21 protein-coding genes and 1 tRNA gene are annotated in these 21,177 nt (G+C 45.1%); 10 read left to right on the top strand and 12 right to left on the bottom strand.

The window, feature by feature from the left end:
- Positions 1-72: 72 nt before the first annotated feature.
- The 4 genes from tagD to recX form a co-directional block, all read right to left on the bottom strand.
- Entirely contained in the window at positions 73-483 is a 411-nt protein-coding gene (gene tagD, locus CES79_RS11030; RefSeq protein ID WP_089137219.1) for a glycerol-3-phosphate cytidylyltransferase, read from the bottom strand.
- Positions 484-600: 117 nt separating this feature from the next.
- Positions 601-1,752: an AI-2E family transporter gene (locus CES79_RS11025; protein ID WP_089137218.1), complete on the bottom strand. Its 1,152-nt coding sequence runs from the start codon at positions 1,750-1,752 to the stop codon at positions 601-603.
- Between the two features lie 116 nt (positions 1,753-1,868).
- Positions 1,869-2,417 carry a nucleoside tri-diphosphate phosphatase gene (ntdP, locus tag CES79_RS11020; protein ID WP_054655983.1) on the bottom strand — a complete coding sequence of 183 codons (549 nt, stop codon included), beginning with the start codon at positions 2,415-2,417 and terminating at the stop codon, positions 1,869-1,871.
- Positions 2,418-2,510: 93 nt separating this feature from the next.
- A complete protein-coding gene (recX, locus tag CES79_RS11015) occupies positions 2,511-3,335 on the bottom strand; it encodes a recombination regulator RecX (RefSeq protein WP_225362416.1) in 825 nt (274 codons plus the stop codon).
- 70 nt (positions 3,336-3,405) lie between these two features.
- Here recX and CES79_RS11010 point away from each other — a divergent pair, with 70 nt between their 5' ends.
- Positions 3,406-3,852: a flavodoxin gene (locus tag CES79_RS11010; RefSeq protein WP_054655985.1), complete on the top strand. Its 447-nt coding sequence runs from the start codon at positions 3,406-3,408 to the stop codon at positions 3,850-3,852.
- On the opposite strand, the gene CES79_RS11005 is transcribed toward CES79_RS11010, so the two are convergent.
- A complete protein-coding gene (locus CES79_RS11005; protein ID WP_089137217.1) occupies positions 3,853-4,803 on the bottom strand; it encodes a YihY/virulence factor BrkB family protein in 951 nt (316 codons plus the stop codon).
- Positions 4,804-4,812: 9 nt separating this feature from the next.
- Positions 4,813-5,934 (bottom strand): non-hydrolyzing UDP-N-acetylglucosamine 2-epimerase, encoded by a 1,122-nt coding sequence (wecB, locus tag CES79_RS11000; protein WP_089137216.1) that lies wholly within the window; start codon positions 5,932-5,934, stop codon positions 4,813-4,815.
- Positions 5,935-6,157: 223 nt separating this feature from the next.
- Here wecB and CES79_RS10995 point away from each other — a divergent pair, with 223 nt between their 5' ends.
- Together CES79_RS10995 and CES79_RS10990 are read left to right on the top strand one after the other, a co-directional pair.
- Positions 6,158-7,099, top strand: a complete 942-nt coding sequence (locus CES79_RS10995) for a glycosyltransferase family 2 protein (RefSeq protein ID WP_089137215.1) — start codon at positions 6,158-6,160, stop codon at positions 7,097-7,099.
- A gap of 15 nt (positions 7,100-7,114) precedes the next feature.
- A complete protein-coding gene (locus CES79_RS10990; RefSeq protein WP_054655991.1) occupies positions 7,115-7,519 on the top strand; it encodes a GtrA family protein in 405 nt (134 codons plus the stop codon).
- A 162-nt stretch (positions 7,520-7,681) separates the two neighbouring features.
- On the opposite strand, the gene CES79_RS10985 is transcribed toward CES79_RS10990, so the two are convergent.
- Entirely contained in the window at positions 7,682-8,155 is a 474-nt protein-coding gene (locus CES79_RS10985) for a hypothetical protein (RefSeq protein ID WP_089137214.1), read from the bottom strand.
- Positions 8,156-8,393: 238 nt separating this feature from the next.
- On the opposite strand from CES79_RS10985, the gene CES79_RS10980 reads away from it, so the two are divergent.
- Both CES79_RS10980 and CES79_RS10975 read left to right on the top strand, forming a co-directional pair.
- Positions 8,394-8,846 (top strand): universal stress protein, encoded by a 453-nt coding sequence (locus tag CES79_RS10980; RefSeq protein ID WP_089137213.1) that lies wholly within the window; start codon positions 8,394-8,396, stop codon positions 8,844-8,846.
- Positions 8,847-8,905: 59 nt separating this feature from the next.
- A tRNA-Arg gene (locus CES79_RS10975) sits at positions 8,906-8,978 on the top strand.
- A gap of 154 nt (positions 8,979-9,132) precedes the next feature.
- Here CES79_RS10975 and CES79_RS10970 read toward each other — a convergent pair.
- Together CES79_RS10970 and CES79_RS10965 are read right to left on the bottom strand one after the other, a co-directional pair.
- Positions 9,133-10,467 (bottom strand): DEAD/DEAH box helicase, encoded by a 1,335-nt coding sequence (locus CES79_RS10970; protein ID WP_089137212.1) that lies wholly within the window; start codon positions 10,465-10,467, stop codon positions 9,133-9,135.
- 22 nt (positions 10,468-10,489) lie between these two features.
- The gene (locus CES79_RS10965) at positions 10,490-11,494 is read right to left on the bottom strand and encodes a Gfo/Idh/MocA family protein (RefSeq protein ID WP_089137211.1); all 1,005 of its coding nucleotides are present in this window, start codon (positions 11,492-11,494) and stop codon (positions 10,490-10,492) included.
- Between the two features lie 170 nt (positions 11,495-11,664).
- Here CES79_RS10965 and CES79_RS10960 point away from each other — a divergent pair, with 170 nt between their 5' ends.
- Positions 11,665-12,039: a DUF4828 domain-containing protein gene (locus CES79_RS10960; protein WP_054655995.1), complete on the top strand. Its 375-nt coding sequence runs from the start codon at positions 11,665-11,667 to the stop codon at positions 12,037-12,039.
- 70 nt (positions 12,040-12,109) lie between these two features.
- Here CES79_RS10960 and CES79_RS10955 read toward each other — a convergent pair whose 3' ends face one another.
- Together CES79_RS10955 and CES79_RS10950 are read right to left on the bottom strand one after the other, a co-directional pair.
- The gene (locus tag CES79_RS10955) at positions 12,110-12,877 is read right to left on the bottom strand and encodes a GH25 family lysozyme (protein WP_089137209.1); all 768 of its coding nucleotides are present in this window, start codon (positions 12,875-12,877) and stop codon (positions 12,110-12,112) included.
- Between the two features lie 75 nt (positions 12,878-12,952).
- The gene (locus CES79_RS10950) at positions 12,953-13,801 is read right to left on the bottom strand and encodes a MurR/RpiR family transcriptional regulator (protein ID WP_225362415.1); all 849 of its coding nucleotides are present in this window, start codon (positions 13,799-13,801) and stop codon (positions 12,953-12,955) included.
- A 353-nt stretch (positions 13,802-14,154) separates the two neighbouring features.
- Here CES79_RS10950 and gntK point away from each other — a divergent pair, with 353 nt between their 5' ends.
- The 4 genes from gntK to CES79_RS10930 all read left to right on the top strand — a co-directional run bounded on the left by gntK (position 14,155) and on the right by CES79_RS10930 (position 19,350).
- A complete protein-coding gene (gene gntK / locus CES79_RS10945; protein WP_089137208.1) occupies positions 14,155-15,717 on the top strand; it encodes a gluconokinase in 1,563 nt (520 codons plus the stop codon).
- A gap of 110 nt (positions 15,718-15,827) precedes the next feature.
- Positions 15,828-17,186: a gluconate:H+ symporter gene (locus CES79_RS10940; RefSeq protein ID WP_089137207.1), complete on the top strand. Its 1,359-nt coding sequence runs from the start codon at positions 15,828-15,830 to the stop codon at positions 17,184-17,186.
- Between the two features lie 110 nt (positions 17,187-17,296).
- Positions 17,297-18,619, top strand: a complete 1,323-nt coding sequence (locus CES79_RS10935; RefSeq protein WP_089137206.1) for an APC family permease — start codon at positions 17,297-17,299, stop codon at positions 18,617-18,619.
- A gap of 137 nt (positions 18,620-18,756) precedes the next feature.
- Positions 18,757-19,350 (top strand): sugar O-acetyltransferase, encoded by a 594-nt coding sequence (locus CES79_RS10930; RefSeq protein ID WP_089137251.1) that lies wholly within the window; start codon positions 18,757-18,759, stop codon positions 19,348-19,350.
- 83 nt (positions 19,351-19,433) lie between these two features.
- On the opposite strand, the gene CES79_RS10925 is transcribed toward CES79_RS10930, so the two are convergent.
- Positions 19,434-20,972: a gamma-glutamylcysteine synthetase gene (locus CES79_RS10925; RefSeq protein WP_089137205.1), complete on the bottom strand. Its 1,539-nt coding sequence runs from the start codon at positions 20,970-20,972 to the stop codon at positions 19,434-19,436.
- Positions 20,973-21,177 lie beyond the last annotated feature (205 nt).

The raw sequence follows: 21,177 nt of genomic DNA, 5'->3' as shown, positions 1-21,177 counted from the left end.
TCAACCTCACTTTAAATTACAATAAAATATCCCTAGTCGCAACTGGGGATATTTGTCGTTACATTCAACTGATTATTTTTTCCAGTCAACTCCGGCTTTAAGACCAAGATCTTCCTTGATCTTAGTCGTTGAAATACCTTCCGTCCGAGGCAAGTAGATGACTTGGCAATAGTCCTTCAGAAAATCAAACTTGCCCTTCCAGTCATCGCCCATCACAAAGATATCGATGTCATTATCTTGAACGTCTTTGATTTTTTGATCCCAATTCTTTTCAGGAATCACTTCATCGACATACCGGATAGCTTCTAGAATATATTTACGGTCTTCATATGAGGTATATGCTTTTTTACCTTTGACTGCGTTGAACTCATCTGATGACAGACAAACGGTCAGATGATCACCAAGAGCGGCTGCACGCTTTAAGAGTCGTACGTGTCCCTTATGCAATAAATCAAAAGTGCCATACGTAATTACTTTTTTCATTGGAATCTCCTGCTTAATTATTAATTTAATACGCCTTTACTATCTCGACTATAATATCATAAATTTTAACACAACCCAACAGCCCATCACTGAATTATCACTGGTTTTAAACAAAGGTTACGTTTCTGACGGCGGCTTGGCTTGACTTTCATCTCGCCGCTCGCTTTGCAGCAGCCAGATGTGGTAAATATTTTCGACGATCACCTTGACCACGGCATACAGCGGTACGCCGAGGATCATTCCCATCAAACCGGCAATGTTTCCCGCCACCATCAAGATAACGATAATGGTCAGCGGATGAATCTTTAACGTTCTGCCGATCACGTTGGGATAAACAAAATTACCGTCGATCTGCTGAACAATAATGGTGACGATGAGTACTGAAATCACCTGAACTAACCCCGTACCAATGGCAACGATCACGGCTGGCAAGACCCCAATGTAGGGTCCAACGTAGGGAATAATGTTGCACATCCCGGCAAAGATGCCCAGTAGCAGGCCGTATTTTAAGCCCACCAAGGTAAAGCCAATTGAAGTAAACGTCATGACAAACAGGCATTCGATCACCTGACCGCCAATGTAATGGGACAGCGTCTGACTCATTTGAGAAAGAATATTCATGGTCTGATCGGCGTGCTTGGCTGGCATCAGCCGCCGCAACGCTGGCATTAACCGCTGGCCGTCTTTTAACATGTAAAACAGCATGACTGGGACGGTCACGGCCACGATAGTCACGCTGGTTGCCAGACCGATCACGGTCCCCACGCTGTTGGTTAAGCCCGTCATAAAGGACTGTGCGTAATTTGAAAGGCCGTGTTCTAACTGCGATGCATACGACTGAAAATCAACGTTTTTTAACCAGTCATACTGACTTAAATGCTGATTTAAATGATTCAAAGTATCTTGAATCATCCGCACAATGTGGGGCACGTTATTAACCAGCGTGGCCACCTGCTGAATCAGCCGGGGAACTAACCAGAACAGCCCGCCAGCTAAGATGCCAAAGAGCGCTAAGAAAAGTACCGCCACCGACCAGGTCCGGTTTAACCGGAAGCGGCCGATCCTGATTTTTTGTAGCAGCTTAACGATGGGATTTAACATGTAAAAGAGGATCCCCGCTAGCAGGATCGGCATAAAGACCGTTCTAAAGAAAGTCCCAATGGGCGCAAAGAGGAAGCCCAGCTTCGTACAGACCCAGATCAACGTCGCTACTATTAAAATTTCCAGCGACCAAAAAAGCAGTTTAGACCGCTGTACTTGATTAAACATCCCGATCCCCCCTTCTATGCGCATTAATTGCCATTATTCTATCACACACTATCCTACACAAAAAGCGAGGTCAGCTTATTTGTCCAACCTCGCTTTTAATGACTAAAGCAACCCCATTACTTATGACGGGAAAGCTCGAGATAGCGTGAATACCATAAATCAACGTATTCCTTTGAAAACGGACCCTTACGATTATTGATCCAGTCGACCAAAATCAAAACATTCGCTTTTAAAATCTTGTCGATCTCAGGCGGATACTGCCAACGGCGACTGAACACTTCATACTCGTCAACATCGAGCAATCGTTTTTCACCATCAGGAAAAACCTTAACGTCAAGATCATAATCTATATACTTTAATGCTTCCTTATCTAAGGCATAAGGAGTTGCCAGATTACAGTAATAAGAAACCCCATTATCCCGAATCATTGCGACAACATTAAACCAATAGTGTTTATGAAAATAAACAATTGCCGGTTCCCGAGTGACCCATCGCCGCCCATCGTCTTCAATCACCAACGTATGGTCATTGCAGCCGATCAGGGCATTTTCGCTTGTTTTAAGTACCATTGTATCGCGCCAAGTTCGATGCAAACTGCCGTCGTGCTTATAGCTTTTGATCGTAATGAAGTCGCCTTCCTTAGGTCCTCTAGCTTCGCGCGCCATATTAAACCCTACTTTCCAAAGCGTCGGGTATGATTAATTAAATTCGCCCTCCATTATAGCAAACCCAATTCAGCAACACAATGGTTAAACCCGTTAACTCTCCTCTTCAGCCTTACGTTCCAGCCACTTCGAAATCAGATCACCATTGAAGCCCTTTCGGTATAACGCCTGGCGAATTTTTAACTGGCGCTCACGCATTGGCTTGGTATGGTAGCGGCGCCAAAGCTTTTCGGCCTGCGCTGAAAGCAGATCAAGTTCGGTCTCCTCATCCATCTCAAAGTTAGTTTCAGCAAGGGCCTGCCCCACTGAATCAAACGAAAAGCCCTTTGCTACCAGTCGCTGCTGAACCTTTTGACGCTGAATCTTCGGTGTCAGTTTTTGGTATTGCCGTTGCAGTTTTTTAACCAGCTCATCTAAGCGTTCCAGCTGTTCATCTAACTGATAGTCTTCAGCCAGCGCATTGTCGATCAGCTCATCTTTCACACCGCGTTGTTTCAACTGACGGCGAATCACACTGGGCCCCTTATCGCTGGTACGTTTCATTGTCCGCACGTAACTATGGGCGTAGTGCTCATCATCCAGTAAGTTGTCATCGACTAAGCGGGCCATCACCGGTGCAATCGTTGTTTCAGGAATTTCTTTTTTAATCAGATAATCGCTGATTTCCTTTTCCGTGCGCTGCTGATAAGACAGGTAATTTAAAGCCAGTTCGTAAGCCTTAGATTGATCATCAGCCGAGGCCAATGTAGTAATCAGCTTCTGGGTCAGTTCTGTTCCTTTCAGCAGCCGGTAGCGGATCAAAACGTCTTCGCTGACCGGGAACGCATAGTGGCCGTTCACGTAAACGTTATACCGGCCAGCCCGTTTTTGCGCCTCAATTTTAGTAATTTGCAATTTAGTTGACGAATCTTCTGCCAAGTCATTTCACACTCCCTTGCTAGTTTGATATACTAAAGATGATTAATACTTAAGAATAGGGGCGACTTTAATGGCAACTGCACACGTTGTGTTTGCAACCATCACCGGGAATAACGAAGATATTGCCGATATTATTACTGAAAAATTAGAACAGTTAGGCGTTGACGTCACGGAGTCAGAAATCTCTCAAACGGATGCCGATTCACTTGAAAAGACGGACATTGCCGTGATCTGTCCATATACCTACGACGAAGGCCAACTGCCTGAAGAAGGTATGGACTTCTACGATGACCTCCAGGATGTAGATCTCTCCGGTAAGGTTTATGGCGTGGCTGGTTCTGGCGACACTTTCTATGGCGATGATTTCTGTGTCGCTGTGGATGCCTTTGGCAAAGCACTTAAAGATGCTGGTGCAGCCCAGGGTGCTGATAACGTCAAGATCAATCTGGAACCTGAAGATGACGACATCAAGACACTAGATGCCTTTGCTGAAAAGCTCGTTAAACAAGCAAAATAATTACTTTTTCTGTTTTTTATTAGAAGGCCGCTTCCTTTTTTTATGGGAAGCTGACCTTCTTTTTGTTTGCCGTTTATGATGGCTGACCCTAGCTTGATCCACGAGATTTTGCATGATATCCAACTCTTCAATTTCACCCTGACGCCACTCTTGAATCGTCGCGTTGATCACCCCGCCTGCCAGCAAAATGACCCCGGAAAGGTTCATCCAGATCAGCAAAATAATAAACGTCCCAATCGTTTGATACCCAGTGATATTATGGGCAAAATAACGAATATAAAGTGAAAAGCCCTGCGCCAGTAGCAGCCAGCCAACCGTGGTCATTAGTGCCCCGATCCAAACGTAACGTAACTTCACCTTGGCGGATGGCACCACCCGGTACAACAGTGTACTGAGCAGTAAAATAACTAAAAATGAAATTGGCCACCGTAAGCTGCCAATAAAATCCGTCAGCTGGTTTGAAAGGTTAAACCAGGGCTTAAGATACCGCCCCAGCCATTCACTCAAACTAAAAAGCACCGCAATGATCATAATTGAAACAATCGCTAACAGAATCAAAATAAACGAAAAGAAGCGGCTAAAAATAGCATTCGGCTGTTCGATCCCATACGCTAAATTAATACTGCGCTGAAAAGCCGAGACAGCCCGTCCTGCAGACCAGATCGTCACGATAATGCCTAACGACAGAGTTCCGGTACTCCCCTGCTCTAGAAACGAGCGAATAATTGGGGCTAACGTTTGAAAGACCGGTTCTGGCAGCACTGGTTCCACGTAACTCAGCACACTATTGGTGTTAAAGTGCAAAAAGGCAATCAAGTTCCCAGCAATCAGCATAATGGGAAAAATCGATAATAGCATATAGTACGACAGTACCGCTGCCGAATCGTTAACGTTGGCGTTGGCAAAACGGTGGATCAGCTGCTTGACAAAACCCTTAAATCCCGTTTCCATAGTTCAGCCTCATAATTGTTGTTGGTGGTCTTCGATAATTTTTAAGATCCGTTCCGCTGCATGACCATCGCCATACGGGTTCTTGGCATCAGCCATCTGTCGATAAGCAGCCTGGTCTGTCAGCAGCGTTTCCATTGCTTGAGTGACCACCTTTGGATCAGTTCCCACTAATTTTAGCGTCCCGGCTTTGACCCCTTCTGGCCGCTCGGTTTCATCTCGTAACACTAAAACCGGTTTTCCAAGTGACGGCGCTTCTTCCTGCACCCCACCGGAATCCGTCATAATCAGGTAGCTGCGAGCTGCTAAATTGTGGAAATCAACGACGTCCAGCGGTTCAATTAAGTGAATCCGCTCAGCGCCGCTCAATTCAGCCTGGGCCATTTTTTGCACGGCTGGGCTTAAATGTACCGGATAAACAAGCTCGACATCTGGGTGAGCAGCAATCACCTTGCGAATCGCTTGAAAAACCCGTTTCATGGGTGCCCCCTGATTTTCCCGGCGGTGCATGGTCAGTAAAATGATCCGGTGCTGGTCATCAATCTGGTCCAGTACCGCGTGATGATAGTTCTCATCAACGGTTTGTGCCAGCGCATCAATTGCCGTGTTGCCGGTGATAAAGATCCGGTCGTCCGGGTGATTTTGCTTCAGCAGATTTTCGCGACTTAAAGCGGTTGGTGCAAAGTAGTAGTCACTTAAAATATCCGTCAGCTGACGGTTCATTTCTTCTGGATAAGGTGAGTACTTGTCCCAAGTCCTCAGCCCCGCTTCAACGTGGCCCAGCGGTACCTGGTGGTAAAAGGCACTGACACTGGCAGCAAAGGTCGTGGTCGTATCGCCATGAACCAGAATAATATCGGGTTTAACTTCATCGATGACGTTATCCAAATGAATCAAAACTCGACTAGTGATCTGCGCCAACGTCTGGTTGGGCTTCATAATGTTCAGATCATAATCCGGTTTAATTTTAAAAATGTGTAAAACTTGGTCTAACATTTCGCGGTGCTGAGCCGTGACCACCGTAATTGGTGTAAAATGATTGGGTTCCTGTTGCATCCGTAATACAATTGGTGCCATTTTAATGGCTTCTGGCCGGGTACCAAAAACGGTCATTACTTTAATTGGTTTCGTCATTTTAAAAACTCCCAGGTTATAAATTTACGTTTCAGTCGTGTTTATTTTTGAATTGAATCAACGCTTATAATTGTACCAGAACCCTTGTTTTAGAGATACAATTCTGACGGTTTTTTCACTTTTGAAATCGGGCATTAATAAAACTTAATTAATTTTAACTTTGTTATCAATAATGTTTGTCTTAATATAGAACTTAAGCATAAGAAGGGAAGGTTGGATATCTATGCGTACCGTCAGCCTGATCGTACCTTGCTACAACGAGGAACAATCGATCACTATTTTTTATGATGCCGTAGCTAAGGTGTTTGCTTCAATTAACAAACCAACCGAACGCTATCAGCCAGAATATTTATTTGTCAACGATGGCTCCAGCGATAAAACATTGCCGATCCTAAAAGACTTACAAAAACAGCACCCAAAAACCGTTCATTATCTATCGTTTTCCCGTAATTTTGGGAAGGAATCAGCCCTTGCCTGCGGACTAGACGCCTCAACCGGTGATCTGGTCGCTGTCATGGACGTCGATTTGCAAGATCCACCGGAATTACTCCCTAAAATGATTGATTTAATTGAAAACGACGGCTACGACTGTGTCGGCACCATTCAAAAGGAACGCCGCGGTCAAGGACGGATTCGGGCTTTCCTATCGACCAAGTTTTACAACGTCATTGACGCCATCTCACAGGTTCGCATCGAGCCAAACGCCCGTGATTACCGGTTAATGACGCGTGAAATGGTGGATACCATTACCTCGTTGCCTGAATACAACCGCTTTTCAAAGGGCATCTTTGCCTGGGTCGGTTATAAAACAACTTATCTCAAATACGAAAGTCAGCCGCGAGCTGCCGGCACTTCTCACTGGTCATTCATGCAGTTGGTCAACTATGCCATTGATGGCATTATTGATTTTTCAGACGCCCCGTTAAAAATTGCGACTTGGGTCGGCGGTATCTCCTGCGTACTGGCGGTTATCGGCTTTATTTTTGTGATCGTACGCGCGCTCACGATTGGCGGTGCCGTTGCCGGCTGGCCATCATTAGTTTCCATTATCCTCTTCTTAGGCGGTATTCAGCTATTCAGCCTGGGCATCTTAGGGGAATACATTGGTAAAATTTACCTCGAAACTAAACACCGGCCAAAATACATTGTTCAAGAAAAAAAGTAGAATCAGGTACCTAATATGCATACCCTATGGAAATTATTTAAACAATACAAGCCGGTTATCAGCTACTTGTTCTTCGGCGGTTTAACGACCCTGATCAACATCGGTGTTTTTGGCTGGCTTAACCTGCACATGAATTACCAACTCGCTAATGTTTTAGCGTGGTTAGCCTCCGTGATCTTCGCCTTCATCACCAATAAACTCTGGGTGTTTAATTCCAAGTCAATGGCCTGGCGCACCTTTTTATGGGAAACGCTGACCTTCTTTTTCTTCCGCGTCTTATCGTTAGCAGTCGATCAATTGATCATGTTTGTCGGCATTTCATTACTTAATGGCAATCCGTTAATTGTGAAAATTATTGATAATGTCGTGGTCGTAGTCCTTAACTACTTCTTCTCCAAGTGGATCATCTTTAAAAAATGAGTTACACTTCAATCTGTTATCAATAGATAAAACAAATGAGTTTTGGCGCACTATTAGGCTATATCGAAGTATTGAACAAATGGCCATTTGTTACTATTTTCAATTAAGAAGTCTATTAGGATACTTACCAACATAGACTTATGTCACGGCCTCTATTTGTTATTAATGCGCATGCTGCAAATCTTGCAAGAACGCCGCAATTAAGCTCAGTTGATCGGGTGTATAGCGATCGACCAATTCTGCATGCTGCTTATCCAGCAATTCAGTCAGCTGGTTTTGAACGGCAACTACCTTAGTTCCAACCTTGGTTGGCTGATAAATTGCCTTTCGCTGTTCCGGTGCCGATTTAGTGACAAAGCCTAGCCGGGAAAGTTTATTCATACTTTTAGCGATCACCCCAAAGCTGAGGTCCATGGCTTCCACCAGCTGATCTTCTGTAACTGGCGCTAAGGCCACCACTTGCTGTAATAATTTTAAGCTTAACGTCGATAACTGAGAAATAGCGTACTGCAGGTCCCGATTCGGAATATGCAGCTGCAACCATTGGCGTTCAAAATTATTATCCTGAGCCCGGGTATTCATGATATCGATCAGTGAATTTTCAATATGATGTTTATAAAAGTCTAATTTATCCAAATTATATCCCTCATTTTCTGTCAAAAAGACTATATCATAAATCACGAAACTGAGAAAGCTGTTTGGCTCTGTGCATCGTTCATATCAGCGGTTATTTTAAGCTGAAATGACCGCTGATATGACTGTCCTGATTTTGATGAGAAAGGTTTCAGAGTTGATGAGATAAAAGTCTTGAAACCATTTTCAAAAAGTTTCACAATGTAGGTGAGCCATTAATAATTCGAAAAGAGCTGATAGTATGTATAAGCACATTGTTGTACCGCTTGATGGCAGTCATAATTCCAAACTGGCACTGTCCGAAGCGCTGAAACTGGTTAACCAGTTCAATGCTGAATTGACCTTAGTTAACGTTGCTGATGATAAACGATTGATTTACGAGGTTACGGGAACCGGTATTGCTAATACTGGGGGCTACTATAAAGAGCTTGACGAACACGCCACGGCCATTTTAGATGAAGGTAAAAAAATTGCGACGGACGCCGGCGTGACAGCTAAAACTGAAGTCCTCCATGGCAGCCCCAAACAGGTAATTGCCGTGGAATATCCTGAAAGCCATGATGTTGACCTCATCGTGATGGGTAAATCAGGAACTGACGCCATTGACCGGCTACTGGTTGGGTCGACTACGGCAGCCGTTGTCCGTAACGCCTTGACTAACGTTTTAGTCATCGCTGAACCCACTAACAATTAAGGCTTAACTAACCTTTACAACAACCCCAATCCATGAGAAAATATGCAGTGTGCTTTTTTGGCCCCATAGCACAACTGGATAGGGCACCCGCCTCCTAAGCGGCTGATCCCGGTTCGAGTCCGGGTGGGGTCATTGAGATTACTTCAGCGGTGTTTCTGGATGTTTGATCTAGGAGCACCGTTTTTATATCATTACTAAAACTAGCATGGCTTTCAGTCCGTTTGCGTACTGAAAACCATGCTAGTTGTTTTTATTATCTGGGAGAACATTCAATAGCCATTACTTGTTAATTTGACTCTTCACGTTCTTCTTCGCGTTTATGCCGCATACCTTTACGCTTAGAATGCTTATTGTGACCCTTCTTTTTCTTGATTGGTTCTGGCAGAGAAGCTTTAACTCTTGGCTTGCGACTAGCTGGTTGCATGGCCGTTGGATCAGTTTGAACTTCGCCTGCCACCTTCGCCTCTGCCGTCGTGCTTTGATCATCATCAAATGATTGTTCCTGTTCCGGACGCCGTTTATAAGTAGTCCCCAATTGATGATCCTGATAATAGACGGGAACTAAGTCATATTGCGTCTCTTTTAAAAGTCGTTTCAAATCTCTTAAATCATGGTCGTCACCGAAGTTCACCACTTGTCCTGGCTCACCCATCCGACCTGTCCGGCCGACCCGGTGGGTATAGATGATCGCGGTGTCCGGCAAATCAAAGTTAACGACCGCTGGTAACTTGGCGATATCCAGTCCACGAGCTGCCACATCCGTTGACAGCAGTAATTTAACCCGTCCTAAGCGAAAATCAGTTAGGGCTTTTTGCCGTTCCGTCTGTCGCTGATTAGCGGAAAGCGTTGCGACTGGCACGTGATGGTGTGTCAGCCAGCTCTTAGTTTGCTGCAGTGAACCCACATGGTTGAAGAAGACTAAGGCTTTAAACTGTTTCACTGAGGTTAGTTTTCCTAGCATGCCCGCTTTTTTCAAATTAGAAACCTGTAACAGGCCGTGCCGAACGACCCCTTGTGTGTGGTCAATATCACGGACATCTACCCGGGTAACCGGTGTGCCAAACCACTTCTTCAGTTCTGATAGGATCGGCGTTTCAGTTGCTGAGAAGAACCCCATTTGAACCTCAGAGGGAACGTCTTGCAAGATGGTGCGCACCGTATCAAAGGTTTCACCCTCAAGCAAATCGTCAGCTTCATCCACGATCACCGTTTGGACATCGTGGGTCTTAAGCTTGCGGTCTTCGATCAAATTCAAAATTCTGCCCGGTGTGCCGATCACGATTTCTGGGTGTTTTTTCAACTGTTCCAGTTGGCGTTTAACGTTAGCTCCACCAGTGATGGAAACCACTTTAAGGTCAACTAACGTCGCAAAACTGCGTGTTACGTGGGTCAACTGCATCGCTAACTCCTGTGATGGTGCAATGATCACCGCTTGAATCCCTTGTCCTGGTGCTAACCGTTCCAATACTGGTACTACAAACCCCAAGGTCTTTCCAGAACCGGTTGGTGCAAGACCAAGCACGCTGTCGCCATTTTTAAGCGGTTCATAAACCGCTGACTGAATGGGTGATAATTCATCAAAGCCTAATTTTTCGAATCGATCTTTAAATTGTGGAATCATATTCAGACCCCCTCATTTCTTATTAGTTATCGCGTTCATCGTAAAAGACAATTTTACCAGACTGCCGCAGATTAAACAGCATTTTGTTGACTTGGACACTGAGGTTCAGCCAGTAGCTGTAATCAGCTTGGTTCTGCGGCTTAGCGGGATCGTTTAAGACCCGTGCAAAATCACGCACTTCTGGCAGCATCGGATTGTCAGTCACTGGTTTGCTGAGCAGCGTTTTCTTACCCGTTTCATCCAAGTAAGCCACTTCACCAAGTTCACCCGCATCATCGATTTCAATGGTGTCTTTTAACCCATAAATTTCTGAAGCCATATACGAATTAGTCGTCTTACCAAAGTTCAGGGTAACGTTAAATTCCCCGTACTGCAGAATTGCGACCCCTTTACCATCAACACCAGTCTGAATAAATTCTGGGAAGTAATTGAACTCATTTGGCATGCCAAACAACGTCACGGCATCATATAACGGATAAACACCCAGATCCTGCAAGGCCCCGCCCGCAAACTTTAAGGAAAACACGTTGGGTTCCTTACCTGCTAGTACTTGATCGTACCTGGAGCTGTACTTCATATACGTTAAACTGGCACCCTGTACTACTGGCATCTTTTTTAGCTGCTGTTCAATCGCATGGAAGTTTGGTGTATGAATATTTCTCGCCGCTTCAAAATAACGCAGTTTGGGATGCTGCTTCAACAGTTCTTGGATGCGTTCCATCTGCGCCTGATTTTCAAAAGCTGGCTTTTCAACAATGATATTTTTACCGGCTTGAAGCGCTTGTTGCGCCTGTTCAAAATGCAAACTATTCGGTGAAGCAATGTAGACCGTACTGAAGTCCCCCTGGGTAAAGAAATCATCAAGGTTGGTATAGGTCTGTGCGCCACCGTTTTTCTGACTAAATTCAGTTGCAGTATTCTGGTGTCTCGAATAGACTCCGGTTAACTGGTACAGCCCAGAAGTTTGGGCAGCCTCCACGAATTTCTGAGTGACCCAGTTGGTCCCGATAATGCCAAAGTTTATCATCAAAAACGCCCCTCTTTCTGCTTTTAACTCCATCATAGCAGTTCCAAACTCAAATGATAACCACTGACAATTAGAAGTCGATATTATTTTTAAAATTAAGTTAAAGAACGGGGAATTAGTTTATAAACATGTTAAAATTAGTTCAAAGTACGAGCGAGGGGGACCACATTATGAAGGCAAAGGACTTTATTCATTCAGGCCGGACACTATTCCAGCACTTTATGCGGTCTTCTCAGCGTTTAACTCAACATGATACCGGTACTTCCGACTCTTCCCCAATGATTTTTATTGGGTCGTGGAAGTTGCGCCACTCTGAAACAACCCGGCTCCACTCACTGGTGATTGGTCCCGATTTGACCATTAGTATCGATCACCGGACGATTCCCTGCAAGGTTGTATCATTAAGTGACGATACCCTAGTGTTGTTAGACCATTATGGCTACCATATCACGATCACAGCTGATCATAATGTGCCGGTTAAATTGTTTGATGAAGCCGATAATGTGATTTACTATATCGTTTCAAGTATGAATAAACCAACTTAAAATACAGTCTGATCATCACCCGTCCATGACGAACCGATGATAATCAGGCTGTATTTTTTTGAATTTTTATTTAATTTGTGACCCACGAATGCCACTGTCGCTGTGAGCCATTGAAGACGGACGCACCAACCGTTTGAGACTGACCGTTTAACTTCACCGTTGCAGTTTCGTTATATTCAATAAAGACGACCTTATCATCTTGATCAGTCACCCTTGACGTTTGCAGCCAGCAATTATACCTCACCAGTTCAGACTGGTTCAGCGCCCGCCAAACCGTTGGGGTACACCAGATAATAATTCGTTTATCATAGCGTTGCTGCAACAGTGAAATAAACCGCTGCAGTTTATTTTGCGCTGATCGCCGCGTTAAGTACCGCGCATCGTAATTGCCATACGTTCCAACTTGGACGGCAATGGGTAATTGACCTACCCGGTGGCTAACCTCCTGGGTAAAGTTTTGCAACTGAGCCCGTGGAGAAGTTGTGTAGCTGTAAACGTGATAGACCCCCAGCTCCAGATTGCTGCCCTGCGCGCGGTCATAGTTGCTTTGAAACTGGTCATCCGTATAGGTTGCACCGGAAGTCGCCCGTAAATAAGCGAACTGATAGCCTTGATGCTGCAGCTGCTGAAAATCAACAAATCCATTGGCCTGCGTCAGCGACACACCGCGTACGGCGTAATTGCTAAGCTGCCGGTTACGGTAGTGCTGATAGCCCAGCCAGCCCCCGATGATTACAATTAAAATCAACAGAATGGAAAAAAAGCGTAATCGTCGTGAACGGTTGCGCAATTTTTTATACGTGTTGGTATAAATGGGTTCAATTCGCTGTCGTTTCACACCTGCTCATCCCTTGTCCCTTTTCAGACTATTTTACCACGCTTTTTGTTAACCACCGAAAGCCGCTACCGATTCTTAAGTTCTGGTACGGTCGATGGCTTCCTTGACCCGGTCCATGACCGCTTCAGTCTTATTTGACAGTTTAACAGCCACAATGGTAAATAAACTGTCGATTATGGCTAGTTGGGCAATTAAGGTATACATACTGTCAGAAGTTGTTGACATTTGATCCGCCAGCGACAGCAGCACCATATCAGCCCGCTGTGCCAGCGAAGACCGCCCGTAGCTGGTAATGGCAATCACCGGTACGTGGTTGTTATGCAGCTGTTTTAAAACGGTCAAAGTTTGCTGGTTTTCGCCAGAATGAGAGATCATGATCGCACAGTCGTTTTCATCCATTTTAGCCGCCTGCATTAACTGCACATCAAAATCGGGGTAGTATTCACTGTTGATCGACGTTCTTAAAAATTTATGGTAGCCATCTAGCGCTGCGACAGATGAGCCCCCCAGTCCGAAGAAGGCCAGTTGATTGCACTTTAATATATAGTTTGAAATTTCTTCCAGCTCATCATTATGCAGCAGTGACTGCGTTGAGATCAACGCATCGATCATCGCTTGAAAAGTCTTTTGAGCCATCTCTTTGGGCGTATCATCAGGTTTCACCTTTTTGAACATGCTGCTGCGATTAACGTCCGAACTGACATTTGCCAGATCCAGACTGAATTCACGAAAATTAGAATAACCGACAGCCTTAGCAAACCGTGAGATTGAGGCGGTGGAAACACCAACTCTCTCAGCCAGCTCGTTAATGGTGAGTTCACTCACCATTTGAGGCTGAGCAAAAATATAATCCGCAATTTTTTGATGTAATTTGCTTAAATTGGGATAGTAAGACCTGATGCTGCTGATTGCTGATTGTGTCAAATTCACTGCCTCCTACGCTGAGAATCGCTGACTTTACATGTTTTCCCTACTGTAACGTTGTTTATACAATATAACATCTAAACTTAGATTTAATAACACGCTTATTCATTTTAACATGTCGCATTTATAACGGGTATGGGGCATATCATAAGTTCTATACCGAGTATTCTAGTCATTGTTTGCCAATTTGTAAATAATTTTCTTATATCCCCTTGAATTGTGAAACCTTTTTTCATATAATGGACAGGTCAATAAAGAAAGTTTCTTTATGAAATGTGAATTCTTGAAACCGTTTTAAATTTCCTTTACACTCACAATACGGGTTCGATTTAAAGAAAGGGAGTCATAGAAAAATGGACTATATGATTGGTGTCGATATCGGAACGACCAGTGTCAAAACGGTTCTGTTCGACAACGTTGGTAAAGTACAGGGTTATTCCAACAATTTGTATCCCCTTTACCAGGATGTTCCTGATATGGCTGAGGAAGATCCTGATGAGATTTTCTCCGCAATCGTTGATGGCTTAACCACTGTTTTACGCAAGGCAAACTTAAGCAAGGGCGAGCTGAAGGGTGTCTCATTCTCAGCAGCCATGCACAGTTTGATTCTACTGGATGAGAACCATAAGCCAATGACCCGGGCCATTACCTGGGCTGATAACCGGGCCGTTAAGTACGCTGACCAATTACGTGAAAACGGTGTCGGTAAACAAATTTACGAGAAAACCGGTACCCCAATTCACCCAATGACGCCGTTTACCAAATTAATTTGGCTGCGTAATGAACACAAAGATCTCTTTGACAAGGCGCGTTGGTTTGTTGGTATCAAGGAATACGTGATCTATAAACTATTTGGTGTCTTGAAGGAAGATTATTCCATTGCTAATGCCACCGGGATGTTTAACATCTTCAAGATGGACTGGGATGATCAAGCCCTTGAGTTAGCCGGTGTGACCCGCGACAAGTTACCAGAATTAGTGGATACCACTGATACTGTTTCTGGTATGAATGAAGATTATGCCCGCGTGATTGGGATTGACCCTGACACACCATTTGTGATGGGTGCTTCAGACGGTCCCCTAGCCAACCTGGGTGTTAACGCCATTGATCCTGGCGTTGTAGCCGTTACTATCGGGACTTCTGGTGCCGTTCGTGTCGTTACTGATAAGCCGAAGATTGATCCTAAAGGCCGGGTATTTTGTTACTACCTAGCTCCTGGTAAATGGGTCGTCGGCGGACCAGTTAACAACGGTGGAATCGTCTTCCGCTGGGTTCGTGATCAATTATTCGCCCCAGAAAAGATTACGGCGGAACAAATGAAGATCGACAGTTATGATCTCTTAACTGAAATTGCTTCTAAGATTCCTGCTGGATCAGATGGTCTGATCTTCCACCCATTCTTAGGTGGCGAACGGGCCCCAATCTGGGATGCTAATGCCCGTGGTTCCTTCTTTGGTTTAACTCGTAAGCATACCCGTGCTCACATGGTTCGGGCGGCGCTGGAAGGCATCGTCTACAACCTCTACACCGTATTGATTGCCTTGGAAGAAGTTGTTGGCAAGCCTGTCAGCATCCAAGCGACTGGTGGTTTTGCCCGTTCAGCACTTTGGCGTCAAATGTTAGCTGACATTTTTGAACAGGATGTCACCATTCCAGAAAGTGTTGAAGGAACTGCTTTGGGTGCCGCTGTTCTCGGAATGTACAGTCTGGGCCTGATTGATGACCTGAGCGAAGTTAAGAAGTTCGTTGGTGTCACTAACGTCCACCATCCAAATCCTGAAACCTACGAAGCCTACCGTGCATTAGTACCGATCTACATTCGTTTAAGCCGTCAGTTACAAACCGAATATAAAGCGATTGCCGACTTTCAACGTAGTCAGGATGCTAAAAAGAAAGCAGCCGACAAAGATCTTTAATTCATTATGGGTATCATCTTTTAAAACTAAAAAGGGTTATTATTGTCCGTCACTGTGAAAGGCCACTTGGTGGCTTTTCCGTTGCCATCTTTTGAAAGGGTTTTCTAACTATGGAAATACTAGCGTTAGTTATCGGGATCCTATTCCTGTTAGTCTTGATCATCCAATTCAAGATGAACACTTTCGTATCTCTGATTTTAACTTCTGTTTTAACTGCCATTTTACTTGGCATGCCGCTCACCAAAATTGCTACCAGTATCGAAACTGGTATTGGTAGTCAATTAGGTGAATTGTCACTGGTCTTTGGTTTTGGTGCCATGCTGGGTCGGTTAGTTGCCGATTCCGGTGGTGCTCACAAAATTGCCACAACTTTAATTGATAAATTCGGTCGCAAACGACTTCAATTAGCCATTATGCTTGCCTCATTCATTATTGGTATCGCGCTATTCTTCGAAGTTGGGATGGTTCTGTTAGTTCCTATCGTCTTTGCCATTGCCGTTGAAGCTGAAGTGCCAATTCTTTACCTTGGGATTCCAATGGCAGCTGCCTTATCAGTTACCCACGGATTCTTACCACCTCACCCAGCACCAACTGCCATTGCGGCAGCCTTGGGCGCTAGTGATGGTAAAGTCTTGCTCTTTGGTATTGTCGTCGCCGTTCCAGCCGCCTACATTGCTGGTCCCTTATTCACTAAGTTAGCCGAAAAGTTTGCCCCATCTGCTTTCAAGCAAAAGGGTAACTTAAGCTCTCTTGGTGAAGTTAAGGAAATGGCCCCTGAAGACGAACCTAGCTTCGGTCTTTCTACTTTAACCTCACTATTCCCAGTTATCTTAATGGCCATTACGACCATTTATAAAATGACCGTTGATGGTGGTACAACGCCAACTAAGAACCCAACGATGCTTGACCAAATTGTTGCCTTCATTGGTGATCCTGCGATTGCCATGCTGATTTCGTTGCTCTTTGCAATGTGGTCAATGGGCTGGGCCCGTGGCCGTGCAACTAAAGATATCATGGAAACCGTTGAAAACGCCGTTAAGTCCATTGCCATGCTGCTGTTAGTTATTGGTGGTGGCGGTGCCTTCAAGCAAGTGCTGATCGATGGTGGTGTTGGTAAAGAAGTCGCTAAGATGTTCGCCAACTCAAGCATCAGTCCACTGATTCTCGGCTGGTTAGTTGCCGTTGTTCTGCGGATCGCATTAGGTTCTGCTACCGTGGCCGCTTTAACTGCCGCTGGTATCGTTGCCCCATTAATGGCCGCTGCCGGTGTTGATCCTGCCCTGATGGTACTTGCCATTGGTGCTGGTTCATTAGCCGCTTCACACGTTAACGATGCTGGGTTCTGGATGTTTAGAGAATACTTTGATTTGACCGTGAAACAAACACTCTCAATTTGGACCGTGCTTGAAACCGTCATTTCAGTCGTCGGGATCTGCATGGTTATGATTCTGAACGCCTTGTTCCATTAATTAATAATTATCATAAACTTCTAATGTAAAACCCTTCCCCGGTGCGTTGTCACCGGGGTTTTTCTTTGCTATAATTGATTGCTACTGAATTCGGAAGGACGGAAGTTATCTTGAGTGAACCAAAATTAAAACGTGAAATCGGTTTGTTTACCGCCCTGTCAACCGTGATGGGAACCGTTATTGGCGCAGGTGTCTTCTTCAAAGTTGCCAGTGTCGTTGAAGTGACTGGCTCGGCCAGCATGACCTTAGCTGCCTGGATTTTAGGTGGCCTGCTCACCATTTGTGCTGGCTTAACCGTAGCAGAACTTGCTGCAGCGATTCCGCAAACCGGTGGCGCAATTAAATACATTGAATACACCTATGGTAAATTGCCGGGCTTCTTAATGGGCTGGGCCTTGATCCTGGTTTATTACCCGGCTAACATTGCCGCGTTGTCCATCATCTTTTCTACCCAGGTCTTAAACCTGTTTCACCTGCCATTAATTTGGCACATTCCGATTGCCATCGCCTGTGGCTTAAGTATCACCCTGATCAACTTCTTGGGTGCGCGAGTCGGCGGTGCCTTACAATCAATTACGCTCATCTTTAAACTGATTCCGATCTTTATTATCGTGGTATTTGGCCTGTTCTCAAAAGCTCAGGTTTCAGTCTCATTGTTACCAGTGACTGCTGGTCCCCATTTAAATTTCTGGACCGCGTTTAGCAGCGGGTTGTTAGCCACGATGTTTGCTTATGATGGCTGGATCAGTATCGGTAATATTGCCGGCGAAATGAAACACCCTGAAAAAGACCTCCCGCGCGCCATTGTGCTAGGGTTAGTCTTTATCACCGTGATCTATGCCATTATCAACTTTGTGTTTCTTAAGAGTCTGCCAGTTGACCACATTGCCGGTAACCTTAATACCGCATCTGAAACTGCTGAAATGATTTTTGGTCCCATTGGCGGTAAGCTGGTTACCGTTGGCATCTTAATCTCCGTGTACGGCGCCATCAACGGCTATACGCTGACTGGAATGCGGGTACCCTTTGCGATGGCCAGTGAAAATTCATTGCCGTTCAGCAAGCAATTACGCAAGATCTCCCGTAAGACTTACGTGCCTTACTATGCTGGCTTAGCTGAGTTTGGCATTGCTGTGATCATGATGTTCATGGGATCCTTCGATACCTTAACTGATATGCTGGTCTTTGTGATGTGGATCTTCAACGTTTTGCTGTTCATCGCATTGTTTATTCTACGCAAACGAGAACCAAAATTACTTCGGCCATACCGGGTGCCAGGCTATCCCGTGATTCCAATCATTGCGATTCTCGGTGGCCTGTTTATCTTGATCATCACCATCTTGACCCAGACTGGTCTAGCCGTTACTGGACTGGTTCTAACGGGTATCGGCGTCCCAGTTTATTACTATCATCAACGCAAACGAGCTAAATAACGATTTACCTGAAGAGTCCCCCTTGAGAGGACTTTTTTGTTTGCTGCATTTGTCTCAAGTTGTTGGTCGTAATGACCAGTGCTAAAATGGAAGCGGTTAATCAATATTAAACAATGATTGGTAGATGTGATGATAAGATGACAACTGAACTTGAAAAACAGCAAAATGGTGAATTATATGATGCTCATGACCCAATTTTTAAACGGTATAAGGACGAAGCCAACCACTTCTTAATGGTTTACAACCAAACGCCTTACGATCAGGCTGATAAGCGGCGGACGCTTTTGGAACAGTCGCTGGGTAGCATCGGCAAAAACGTGACCGTGGGTACCCCGTTTCTCTGTGATTTCGCTCGGAACATTCATTTGGGCGATAAGATTTCCATCAACATGAATTGCTCACTGATGGATTCTGCCGAAATTCGCATTGATGGGGAAACTATGGTGGCCCCCAACGTTCAAATCTATACCGGGACGCATCCAGTGCCCCTCTCAGATCGGTTAAACGACCAGTGGGCTGCTCATCCCGAACAGCACTTTGTGAGAACCCGTTCGTTACCAGTTCATATCAAACACGGCTGCTGGATCGGCGGTGGCGTGATTATCCTGCCCGGTGTGACCATCGGTGAAGGCACCGTCATTGGCGCTGGCAGCGTGGTCACTAAGGACATCCCCGACCACGTGGTTGCAGTGGGTAATCCCTGCCACGTTCTGCGTAAAATTGAAGAGTAAATTAGTAACTAAAAAGGGTGAAGCGGCCCATTATCAAGGTCGCTTCACCCTTTCTTTGTAAAATACTTGATTATAATCACTTTTTAAATTGCCCGATCACTATTCACATCCGGTAACGGCAGATCTGGGAACATCCGTTTGAGATACTCCGTTGCCGGTTCATCAGAAACCCGATCAGCTTCGATCACTTGGGTAATTGAATTAAACGTCAACATCAGCATAATCGCACCATGCTCGTCACGCACGGCATAGTATCTAATGCCTAACTGTACGGCCCGAAAGATTAATTCCTGCGCGTTAGCTGATAATCGTGGCATTCTGGGCAACAGATCTTCAGTACCAACACGCTGCGCTTTCCAGGCTGTTGCCTGCTGAACGCCAAAGGTCATGAGACTGTTTTGATCATCCAAATGACTCACTAGCTTGGCCGCTGGTGTTAATTCCGGATGAGTGATCACCTCAGCAAAATCGTCAATTGCGTTGATCAACTCACTGTGGGCTTTAAGTTCAACTGCCAGCTCATGTAACCGCTTAAAAAAGCGTTGTCCGTCAGCTGCTTTAAAGGTTGCTTGCATGGGATCTTCCAGCGCTACTCGTTCATTATCCTGCTCCGCTTGTTCCAGCTTGGCAACGATCTGCTCGTCATCCACTGGTGTGACTAACGCGTAAATGAACAAGAGTTTCATCAAGTAAAGCGCATGACGGCTGATCCCATTTGAGCGAAACGGCATCAGGTCTAAACAACGAAATTCAAGGTAGCGAACACCCTTTGTTGACAGCTCGTTAAGTCTGTCAGCACCCCGCAGCCGAACGGGACCATAGAATTCGGCTCGACTGTATAATTTCTTAGTTGCGATTAGGTCGCTTAAGCGATCAATAAAATGCGGCAGCGACTGATAGATCGTTGCATCAACGCCATCGTCTGGTAGGTTAGCATAACCAAAATGGCTGTTGCGGATACTTCTCACTGGATGTGAAAGGCCCTCAGGTACGGTATCAAAGAAGCCCTTTTCAGCAACCGGTGACGCCCCAAACAGGTAAGTAATGAGCCAACGATTTAGTACCAGATTTTGCGCCATTCTGAAGTACAGCGCGTTTCGAAAATCGGTGACCCGACTAAATTCGTTTTCATAGTGGGCATACAGCCGATTGATCACGGGATCTGGAATACTGTAATTTAAATGCACCCCGGTCATGATTTTTGGGCAAACGCCATATTTTTTAGTCAGGTAGTCACGGTAATCAGCATAGGCTGGCCGATTAAAGTGAGCTTTGATATAATCGACGTCCGAAGCGGTGACCCGTGGCGGCATGCTCAACGGCCAAATGCGATCCTCTCCCTGTAAAGAACGGTACAGCACCGTTTGCAGCGTATCTAACTGGTCCAAAACGCCCCCAATATTGGGATTGGGATCCGTAATTAACTCCGCCTGTGTTTCCGCATAATCCGTCTGTAGATAAGGGTGAAATGACCGTGACCCCAGCATTTGCGGGTGCGGTTCACGACTCAACTGCCCCTTCTTATCAACTCGATTTTCTTCTACTTCAACCCCTACCAAGCCATGATAAAGTTGTTCACTGACGCCTTCTGTTTTAATGACGTTCAAAAGATTGTCTAACATCCGAGATCCCCCATTGTTTGTGGTTAACATTGAATAGATTATAGATTAAAACATGGTGAGTAATCAAGTTTTTACTCTAATAAAAAGGGGTTCTCTGTCAACTGTTGTTGGTAACGACCATAATGCACTCAATCATTATTTGATGATTGGGTGTTTTGTTTTTGTCCTTAACATAACAAGGACGCGCAAACGGAAATTCTTAAAT

The organism is Secundilactobacillus silagei JCM 19001, assembly GCF_002217945.1.
GTDB lineage: Bacteria > Bacillota > Bacilli > Lactobacillales > Lactobacillaceae > Secundilactobacillus > Secundilactobacillus silagei.
The sequence above is the reverse complement of the archived record's forward strand: the minus strand, read 5'-3'. Positions and strand labels throughout refer to the sequence as shown.

Coding starts and splice junctions, on each gene's coding strand:
- tagD (WP_089137219.1), bottom strand. CDS start 483: ATGAAAAAAGTAATTACGTATGGCACTTTTGATTTATTGCATAAGGGA.
- CES79_RS11025 (WP_089137218.1), bottom strand. CDS start 1,752: ATGTTTAATCAAGTACAGCGGTCTAAACTGCTTTTTTGGTCGCTGGAA.
- ntdP (WP_054655983.1), bottom strand. CDS start 2,417: ATGGCGCGCGAAGCTAGAGGACCTAAGGAAGGCGACTTCATTACGATC.
- CES79_RS11010 (WP_054655985.1), top strand. CDS start 3,406: ATGGCAACTGCACACGTTGTGTTTGCAACCATCACCGGGAATAACGAA.
- CES79_RS11005 (WP_089137217.1), bottom strand. CDS start 4,803: ATGGAAACGGGATTTAAGGGTTTTGTCAAGCAGCTGATCCACCGTTTT.
- wecB (WP_089137216.1), bottom strand. CDS start 5,934: ATGACGAAACCAATTAAAGTAATGACCGTTTTTGGTACCCGGCCAGAA.
- CES79_RS10995 (WP_089137215.1), top strand. CDS start 6,158: ATGCGTACCGTCAGCCTGATCGTACCTTGCTACAACGAGGAACAATCG.
- CES79_RS10990 (WP_054655991.1), top strand. CDS start 7,115: ATGCATACCCTATGGAAATTATTTAAACAATACAAGCCGGTTATCAGC.
- CES79_RS10980 (WP_089137213.1), top strand. CDS start 8,394: ATGTATAAGCACATTGTTGTACCGCTTGATGGCAGTCATAATTCCAAA.
- CES79_RS10970 (WP_089137212.1), bottom strand. CDS start 10,467: ATGATTCCACAATTTAAAGATCGATTCGAAAAATTAGGCTTTGATGAA.
- CES79_RS10965 (WP_089137211.1), bottom strand. CDS start 11,494: ATGATAAACTTTGGCATTATCGGGACCAACTGGGTCACTCAGAAATTC.
- CES79_RS10960 (WP_054655995.1), top strand. CDS start 11,665: ATGAAGGCAAAGGACTTTATTCATTCAGGCCGGACACTATTCCAGCAC.
- gntK (WP_089137208.1), top strand. CDS start 14,155: ATGGACTATATGATTGGTGTCGATATCGGAACGACCAGTGTCAAAACG.
- CES79_RS10940 (WP_089137207.1), top strand. CDS start 15,828: ATGGAAATACTAGCGTTAGTTATCGGGATCCTATTCCTGTTAGTCTTG.
- CES79_RS10930 (WP_089137251.1), top strand. CDS start 18,757: ATGACAACTGAACTTGAAAAACAGCAAAATGGTGAATTATATGATGCT.
- CES79_RS10925 (WP_089137205.1), bottom strand. CDS start 20,972: ATGTTAGACAATCTTTTGAACGTCATTAAAACAGAAGGCGTCAGTGAA.